An 8,699-nucleotide genomic window follows, 5' to 3' on the forward strand; every position below is an offset into this window, starting at 1 on the left:
ATGTCAATTAAATCCATAGCGGCAAAATTATTTGCCCAGCATATTCACAAAAAAACGCAGGCTTGGGCCAAAAATCCTGTTGCAACTCAACAAGCAGTTTTTGAAAATTTAATCCGGGAAGCAAAGCAAACTCAATTTGGGAAAGACCATCATTTTGACCAAATAAAAACCAAAGACGATTTTACAAAATCAGTTCCAATTAGGGATTATGAGGATTTAAAACCCTATGTGGAAAAAGTGGTTAAAGGTGAAGAAAATATATTATGGAAAGGCAAACCGCTGTATTTTGCTAAAACTTCAGGTACGACTTCGGGGGCTAAATATATTCCGTTGACAAAGGAATCGATGCCGTTTCATATTGAAGCGGCTCGAAATGCCATTTTGAGTTATATTTATGAAACGGGCAAATCCGATTTTGTGGATGGGAAAATGATTTTCCTGCAGGGAAGTCCCATTTTAGAACAAAAAAACGGCATTCAGTTTGGCCGACTTTCCGGAATTGTAGCGCATTTTGTACCGAAATATTTGCAAAAAAACCGCATGCCATCTTGGGAAACCAATTGCATGGAAGACTGGGAAGCCAAGATTGATGCGATAGTTGAAGAAACTTTTTCCGAAAACATGACCGTGATTTCAGGAATTCCTTCCTGGGTGCAAATGTATTTTGAGCGTTTGCAGCAAAAAGGAGGAAAGCCTGTAGGTGAAATTTTCAAGAACTTCAATTTGTTTATTTACGGAGGTGTCAATTACGAACCGTATCGTGCCAAATTTGAAAATTTAATTGGTCGAAAAGTAGACAGTATAGAATTGTTTCCGGCTTCCGAAGGATTTTTTGCCTATCAGGATTCTCAAAAAGAAAAGGGAATGTTGCTGTTGTTGAATTCGGGAATTTTCTACGAATTCATTAAGAGCGAAGAATTTTACAATCAAAATCCAAGACGTTACACTATTGGTGAAGTAGAATTAGGAGTGAATTATGTGTTGATTATCTCTACCAATGCGGGATTGTGGGGTTATAATATTGGCGATACGGTTCAGTTTACTTCTTTAGCGCCTTATCGCGTTATTGTTTCGGGACGAATCAAACATTACATTTCTGCTTTTGGCGAACATGTCATTGGTAAAGAAGTAGAATGTGCTTTGCAGGAAACCATGGAAGGAACCAATATTCGAGTAAATGAATTTACGGTGGCACCTCAAATCAATCCACTTGAAGGATTGCCATATCACGAATGGTTTATCGAGTTTGAACAAGAACCGGAGGACATGAACGCATTTGCGGAGGCGATAGACAATGCTATGCGAAAACAAAATATTTATTATGATGATTTGATTGTGGGGAACATTTTGCAAAAAGTAGTCATTACCAAAGTGCCTAAAAATGGTTTTCAGGAATACATGAAATCCATCGGAAAATTAGGCGGACAAAATAAAATTCCACGATTATCCAATGATCGAAAAATTGCAGATTTTTTATCTAAATAATTATGAAAGAATCTAAAAACATATCGAGAACGCGTGCTCAGGAATCATCAGCTGCTATTGAAAAAATGTACATAACTATGCGTCATTTGTTCAGTAGAGGTTTTTATAAACCAATGGGCGTTTCAGGTGATTCTTTGCGTGAAGCATTGCTAACATTGCGTCCGGAAATTTATGGAAATATTGCCGATGAAAAGGTAGAACTCAAAGGACTTTTATACGTGATTGAGCGGTTACCAATGGGTATTGAAGAATGCCGATATATCAACCTGACTTCTGATGAAGGTTATTCCAAATCCCATTTTCAACCCATAATTCCTCCAAAAAGAAGACGCAATTGTTATCGGATTGATGATGAACAAATGAATATCGAGATTACTCGTGGACGCTCGGACATCTATGATATTTTGACGCATCTGACATTTATTTTTATCGAATCACATAAGATAAAAAACAGGGTTCTTCTTGATGATAATGGTGAAGTTTCCAGAGATTGGTTAAAATTGGAAGAAGCGGTTTTAAAAAACGAGTATCTGACTTTGGTCGAAAAAGAAATTGCCATTTCACATGCCGCAAATATTTTGGGTCGTAGTTTTGAAGATGTTTTAGAAATTTACGATGATTTTGGTTCAGATGAAGTACCGGATCGTTTTTTACATATCATTTTTTGGTTAGGAAAATTAGCTATTGAAGAAGTTGTAAATAACAATAAACGAACTATCACTTTTAGTCCCATTTTACGAGAACGTTTAGGACATCATATTCACGGCGAAATTTGGGCAACGAATATCAAGGAAGTTTTAAAGGAAAATCATCTTTTAGAACGTCCTATTCATGTAATTAGTGCCAATATGCACTCGGTGATGAATTCTATTTTTGCAAAATCGGCTTTGAAAGCTTCTTTTAAAGGAAAAACTGATTTTGAAATTTTTGAAGAATTAAGTAGGCCTACGGCAAATGGTCATCGTACCACGGTTATTGAAACGGCTTTAGAGCACGGAATGTTATTTTTGCCGGAAAGTGAAGGAGCCAATATTGATGTTCAAATTTTTGACACGGCTAAAATCGATTGGTCGAAAACTTCCTTTCCAAATGCTAATTTTGGAGACCAAAATCCGGTGTTGATTGTGATGGATTATGCCTTTGGTGAGCAGGCTTATGAAACGGTTGATGAGTTATTAAAACCTTATAAAAAACATGTTCATCTTCAGGTAGAATCGGTTTCAATAATGGGAAAAGCCGGAATTTTAGAAGGAGGAAAAGGGGATATCATGATTCCAAATGCGCACATCAATGAAGGAACTGCTGATAATTATTATTTTGAAAATGAATTAACAGCCGAAATGTTCCAGGGTAATGGAATAGGTGTTTATGAAGGTGCAATGGTTACGGTTTTGGGAACTTCTTTGCAAAACCGTGATTTACTGAAGTTTTTCCACGAATCGACTTGGGGAGTGATCGGTCTGGAAATGGAAGGTTCGCATTATCAAAAAGCGATACAGTCGGCTTCTAAAATTCGTAAGAGTATCCCAAAAGATGTCAAAGTGCGTTATGCGTATTATGCTTCTGATAATCCTTTGGAAACCGGAAGTACATTGGCTTCGGGAGGATTGGGAACTACAGGAGTAAAACCAACGTATCTGATTACAATTAAAATTTTGGAACAAATTTTTAATATAAAATAAAAGGAAATTGAGCATTTCGAATGCTTTTTATACCTTGCGAGCGTTAAAATACATTTATGAAAAGAATACTGATTACAGGTGCTGCGGGATTTTTGGGATCTCATTTGTGCGATCGTTTTATCAAAGAAGGCTATCATGTTATTGGGATGGATAATCTCATCACAGGTGATTTAAAAAACATCGAACATTTGTTCAAATTGGAAAATTTTGAGTTTTACCACCATGATGTGACCAAATTTGTACATGTACCGGGTGAATTAGATTATATTTTGCATTTTGCTTCTCCGGCAAGTCCGATTGATTATTTGAAAATTCCTATTCAAACCTTGAAAGTGGGGTCTTTGGGGACACACAATCTACTAGGTTTGGCCAGAGTTAAAAAAGCCAGAATTTTGATTGCTTCAACATCAGAGGTTTATGGTGATCCATTAGTACATCCACAAACGGAAGATTATTATGGAAATGTAAATACCATTGGTCCAAGAGGAGTTTATGACGAAGCCAAACGTTTCCAGGAATCCATTACGATGGCTTATCATACTTTTCATGGGGTTGAAACCAGAATTGTTCGAATTTTTAATACGTATGGACCTAGAATGCGTCTGAACGACGGTCGTGTTATTCCTGCTTTTATTGGTCAGGCAATTCGTGGCGAAGATTTAACCATTTTTGGCGATGGTATGCAAACGCGTTCGTTTTGTTATGTAGACGATCAGGTAGAAGGTATTTTTAGATTACTACATTCGGATTATGTATATCCGGTGAATATTGGAAATCCAGACGAAATTACCATTAAAGATTTTGCCGAAGAAATCATCAAATTGACAGGAACTAATCAAAAAGTGGTGTATCATCCACTGCCGGTTAATGATCCTTTACAACGCCAACCCGATACTACCAAAGCTAAAGAATTATTGGGTTGGGAAGCTAAAGTTGGTCGTGCAGAAGGGATGAAAATTACTTACGAATATTTCAAATCCCTATCTCCGGAAGAACTTTCTAAAGAAGAACACAAGGATTTCTCAGATTATATTAAGTAAAACGGAATGAATTAGCCACAGATTTCAAGGATTAAAAGGATTTTAATCTGTGGCAAATATTTTTTTGGATTTTTAAATAAATCTAGTTTAGACTTCATAGTATGACAAAGCCTTTAGTATCCGTTATTATTCCAACATTCAATGCTGAAAAATATATTTCGGATACTATTCAGTCTGTTCAAAATCAAACGTATCAAAACTGGGAAATCATTTTGGTTGATGATGCTTCAACTGATGCAACTCCCAAAATAATAGCTTCTTTTCTAACAGATAAAAGAATTCAGTTTTATCCGTTAGAGAAAAATTCCGGAACGGGAGTAGCCCGCAATATCGCTTTGGAGAAAGCCAAAGGAAAATATATTGCTTTTTTGGATGCGGATGATTTGTGGAAAGCTGAGAAATTAGAAAAACAAATCAATTTTATGCAAACCTATGAGTTGCCTTTTACTTTTTCTTTTTATGAATGGATGGATGAGCATGGAAATACGTTAGCTAAAAGGATTGAAGCACCTCGAAATTTATCGTATCGACAGCTGTTTTTTTGCAACTATGTAGGCAATTTGACGGGGATTTATGATGTGGATTATTTTGGCAAAATCACTATTTCCAGTATTCGAAAAAGACAGGATTGGATGCTTTGGCTAGATATTTTGAAAAAGATTAAAACAGCGAAACCCGTTCCTGAAAGTCTGGCTTATTATCGTATTCATACTGATTCACTTTCTATTTCAAAAACCGAATTAATCCGATATAATTTTGCGGTTTACAGGCAGTTTCACGGTTTTAATTGGATAGTTTCCGTGTTTTGTATGATTGGATTTTTGTTTACGCAATTAGTGATAAAACCTTTTTATAAGAAGACTATATAATTATTTTTTATAGCCAATTTTAGTTCGGGTTTTATCATTCTCTTTTTTCTCCGTTAACTCGTCTAAATAGGAGAAAACCAATTCGATATTTTTACCTTGATTTTCTAATTTTTTTTGAATTTGAACAATATCCAATTTCATTTCAGTAGTGTCTAAAAGCATTTGTCTTACTTTTGTAAAAATCCGCATAATCTGAATATTCGTTTGAATGGCTTTTTCACTATTTAAAACGCTTGAAAGCATTAGAATTCCATGTTCAGTAAAAGCAAAAGGAGGTTTTCTATTTCCTCCCCAACTTGATGTCACAATTTGTGATGTCAAGTTTTCAAACTCATTTTTAGACAATTCAAACATAAAATCCTCAGGAAATCTGGATATATTTCTTCTTACTGCTTGCTTTAGGACTCTTGTTTCAATACCGTATAGTATTGCTAAATCTTTATCCAACATTACTTTTTGATTTCTTATAAAGTAAATAGTATTAGAAATTGCTTCTTCTGAAAGGAAATTTTCTGTATTCATCTTAATATAATTTGAAGAACCAATATACGATTTTATTGGTCACAGTTTCGGGTCTAAAACCCTGCAATTTATTGCAGTACTTTAGTAATGCGAAAAAATATAATTTTCTTTATTTTGATATTGTTAAATGAGCTTTCAAAATAGAGAGACTTACAGTCTCTCGTCAAAACAAACCTCTGCACTTTCAGTGCAGAGTGGTTTAGTTACATTATAACAATGAAGTAAATTGTTTCAGTTTTCCTCTGGAGGTTCTTTCTAAGCTGTTTTTTCGAATGAAATTAAAATGTAAATGAGGTTCTAAATATAGCGAAATGGACTCTTCAATTTTTTGAATTTGTGCCAAATCTAATTCGGTTTCACTGACGTATTCGATTTCAAATTGATCTATTTCAAGTTGTTTAATGACAAATTCTTTGACGTTTCCATCGTCTTCAATTATGGATTTGGTTACGTAATAAAAAGTCAGTCCAGGCGATTTTTTACCACTTGGAAGAATTGCCACATCATTGGTACGACCAATAAGTTTTTTCAAAATAGGTTTATCCAAAGTACTTTTTTCGTCCAAAATTCCAATATCACCGATGTCATAGCGAATAAACGGATGGGCTTTGTTGAACAGAGAAGTAATCACAATTTTACCTTCAGTTCCATTTGGAACAGGATTATTATTTTCATCTAAAATTTCTACAAACAGGGTTTCGGAGTTAATTAGCAATTCTTTATTTGGATTTTCAAAAGCAATTAAATCGAGTTCGGAGGCACCATATTCGTTAATAATTGGAATTCCGAATTGTGTTTCTAAAAGGATTTTATCATCTTCAAAAAGCATTTCGGAAGTGATCATACATACTTTCAAAGTTGGACAAATTTCCTTTAGGATGAGGTTTCGCTTTCGCAAAAATTTGGCAAACAAAACAATAGAACTCGTATATCCGTTGAGGTATTCGAATTTTTTACTTTGAAACTTTTGGAGCATTTTCTCTAGTATCTCATCCGATAAATCAAAAATAGGAAAACGGTAACGATGGGCTAGATAATCTTTGATTCTTTCTTTTTGATACCCAAAAAAATCCAGTGGAATTCCGTAAAAACGAGCCTGTAGAGAACGATTTAAATCGATTCCAAATTGACCAAAACGATACATATTAGAAGCCCAGGTAAGCGCATGGCAGTATTTGTCTTTGGCAAAAATAAAAGGTTCGCCACTGGAGCCGGAGGTTTTATTAACGTAACAGTTTTTGGTTGAAAAACCTTTGGAAAGTCTGGATTCCAACTGAATTTGGAGATTGGTTTTGTTTAAAACGGGTAATTCTTCCCAGTTTTTATAGTTTTTAGAACCAACTAAATTTTGATAAAAAAGATTGTTTTCTAAGTGGAATTCAACAATATTTTGTTTCTGATTTTCAATAAATTGTCTTTTTTCTTCGATAGAAAGTGCAATTATTTTGTCCAAATCGGATTTGGCTTTCTTGATGGGAAAACCATTTAGTTGCAGCGAAAGGTCGAAAATAGAAAACATGAATGTACTTATTTCTTCAAAAATAATATTATAAGAATAACTAAACGTGGAGAATCGACAACTTTTTACTAAATAATTATTTTTTACGTTCAAAAGCAATTATTTTTGCAGCACTCTAAAAATGAGTTTCAATTAAAATTTTAAGACATGAATATATTACTATTAGGTTCAGGAGGAAGAGAGCATGCATTTGCTTGGAAAATGGTTCAAAGTCCGCTTTGTGACACTCTTTTTATGGCGCCTGGAAATGCCGGAACAGCCGAAATTGCTACGAATGTTGCGATTGCTGTAACCGATTTTGATGCAATTAAAGCTTTGGTTATCAAAGAAAATATCGAGATGGTTGTGGTAGGTCCTGAAGATCCGTTAGTAAAAGGTATTTATGACTTTTTCTTAAACGATGAAAGTTTGAAAAATATTCCTGTGATTGGTCCATCAAAAATTGGAGCAACCTTAGAAGGAAGTAAAGAATTTGCCAAAGAATTTTTGGTAAAACACAATATCCCAACAGCAGCTTACGATAGTTTTACTGCTGAAACTGTTGAAAAAGGATGTGATTTTTTAGCAACTTTACAACCTCCTTACGTTTTAAAAGCGGATGGTTTAGCAGCCGGAAAAGGAGTATTGATTATTCAGGATTTAGAAGAAGCTAAAGCTGAATTAAGAAACATGTTGGTTGGTCAAAAATTCGGTGCGGCAAGTTCAAAAGTGGTTATCGAAGAATTTTTAGACGGAATTGAATTAAGTTGTTTCGTTTTAACTGACGGGAAAAGCTATAAAATTTTACCAACAGCCAAAGATTACAAACGTATTGGTGAAGGTGATACAGGTTTAAATACAGGTGGAATGGGAGCTGTTTCTCCGGTTCCTTATGTAGATGCGGTTTTGATGGAAAAAATTGAAACACGTATTGTAAAACCAACTATTGCAGGTTTACAAAAAGACGGAATTCCATACAAAGGATTTGTGTTTATTGGATTAATCAATGTGAAAAACGAACCTCTAGTTATCGAATACAATGTACGTATGGGTGATCCTGAAACTGAAGTAGTTGTTCCAAGATTACAATCGGATTTAGTAGAGTTATTTTTGGCTGTAGCCAATGAAAAATTAGACGAATTTGAATTGAAAATTGACCCAAGAAGTGCTACAACGGTAATGATGGTTTCAGGAGGATATCCTGAAGATTTTGAAAAAGGAAAAGTGATTTCCGGTTTGGAAAATGTTCAAAACTCAATTGTTTTCCACGCAGGGACAAAATTAGACAACGGAAACGTAGTGACTAACGGAGGTCGTGTAATGGCGATTACTTCTTATGGCGATTCTTTCCAGGAAGCATTGGCACAATCGTATAAAAACGTTGCTGAGATTAGCTGGGAAAATGTGTATTTCAGAAAAGATATTGGTTTCGATTTAGTATAATCGGAACCAATTAAGCATAAAAAAACCGTCCTGATTATTTAGACTGCACCCAAAAGTTTAGACGAATTTATAATTAAATTTGATAATAATGAGCTCGATATTGTATCGGGCTCATTCCTTTTAGATTAAGTTTTATTCTCTCATTATTATAGTAATCTAT

8 protein-coding genes are annotated in these 8,699 nt (G+C 34.6%); 5 read left to right on the plus strand and 3 right to left on the minus strand.

Annotated features, from left to right (window positions below):
• From AAEO59_RS15040 to AAEO59_RS15055, 4 genes are all read left to right on the plus strand, one after another.
• Complete coding sequence (locus tag AAEO59_RS15040; protein WP_341701573.1) at positions 1–1,485, plus strand: GH3 auxin-responsive promoter family protein; 1,485 nt, start codon at positions 1–3, stop codon at positions 1,483–1,485.
• A gap of 2 nt (positions 1,486–1,487) precedes the next feature.
• Positions 1,488–3,167: a DUF6909 family protein gene (locus AAEO59_RS15045; RefSeq protein WP_341701574.1), complete on the plus strand. Its 1,680-nt coding sequence runs from the start codon at positions 1,488–1,490 to the stop codon at positions 3,165–3,167.
• Between the two features lie 56 nt (positions 3,168–3,223).
• Positions 3,224–4,207: a UDP-glucuronic acid decarboxylase family protein gene (locus AAEO59_RS15050; protein ID WP_341701575.1), complete on the plus strand. Its 984-nt coding sequence runs from the start codon at positions 3,224–3,226 to the stop codon at positions 4,205–4,207.
• 101 nt (positions 4,208–4,308) lie between these two features.
• On the plus strand, positions 4,309–5,076 hold the full coding sequence (locus AAEO59_RS15055; protein WP_341701576.1) for a glycosyltransferase family 2 protein: 768 nt from the start codon (positions 4,309–4,311) through the stop codon (positions 5,074–5,076).
• Here the strand turns inward: AAEO59_RS15055 and AAEO59_RS15060 are convergent, their stop codons facing one another.
• Positions 5,077–5,598 carry an ORF6N domain-containing protein gene (locus AAEO59_RS15060; protein WP_341701577.1) on the minus strand — a complete coding sequence of 174 codons (522 nt, stop codon included), beginning with the start codon at positions 5,596–5,598 and terminating at the stop codon, positions 5,077–5,079.
• Between the two features lie 208 nt (positions 5,599–5,806).
• Positions 5,807–7,117 (minus strand): phenylacetate--CoA ligase family protein, encoded by a 1,311-nt coding sequence (locus AAEO59_RS15065; protein ID WP_341701579.1) that lies wholly within the window; start codon positions 7,115–7,117, stop codon positions 5,807–5,809.
• A gap of 147 nt (positions 7,118–7,264) precedes the next feature.
• On the opposite strand from AAEO59_RS15065, the gene purD reads away from it, so the two are divergent.
• Positions 7,265–8,539: a phosphoribosylamine--glycine ligase gene (purD, locus tag AAEO59_RS15070; RefSeq protein ID WP_341701580.1), complete on the plus strand. Its 1,275-nt coding sequence runs from the start codon at positions 7,265–7,267 to the stop codon at positions 8,537–8,539.
• Between the two features lie 73 nt (positions 8,540–8,612).
• On the opposite strand, the gene AAEO59_RS16395 is transcribed toward purD, so the two are convergent.
• Positions 8,613–8,699, minus strand: a complete 87-nt coding sequence (locus tag AAEO59_RS16395) for an IS3 family transposase (RefSeq protein ID WP_407934929.1) — start codon at positions 8,697–8,699, stop codon at positions 8,613–8,615.

The organism is Flavobacterium flavipallidum (assembly GCF_038289905.1).
In the GTDB taxonomy this organism is placed as follows: domain Bacteria; phylum Bacteroidota; class Bacteroidia; order Flavobacteriales; family Flavobacteriaceae; genus Flavobacterium; species Flavobacterium flavipallidum.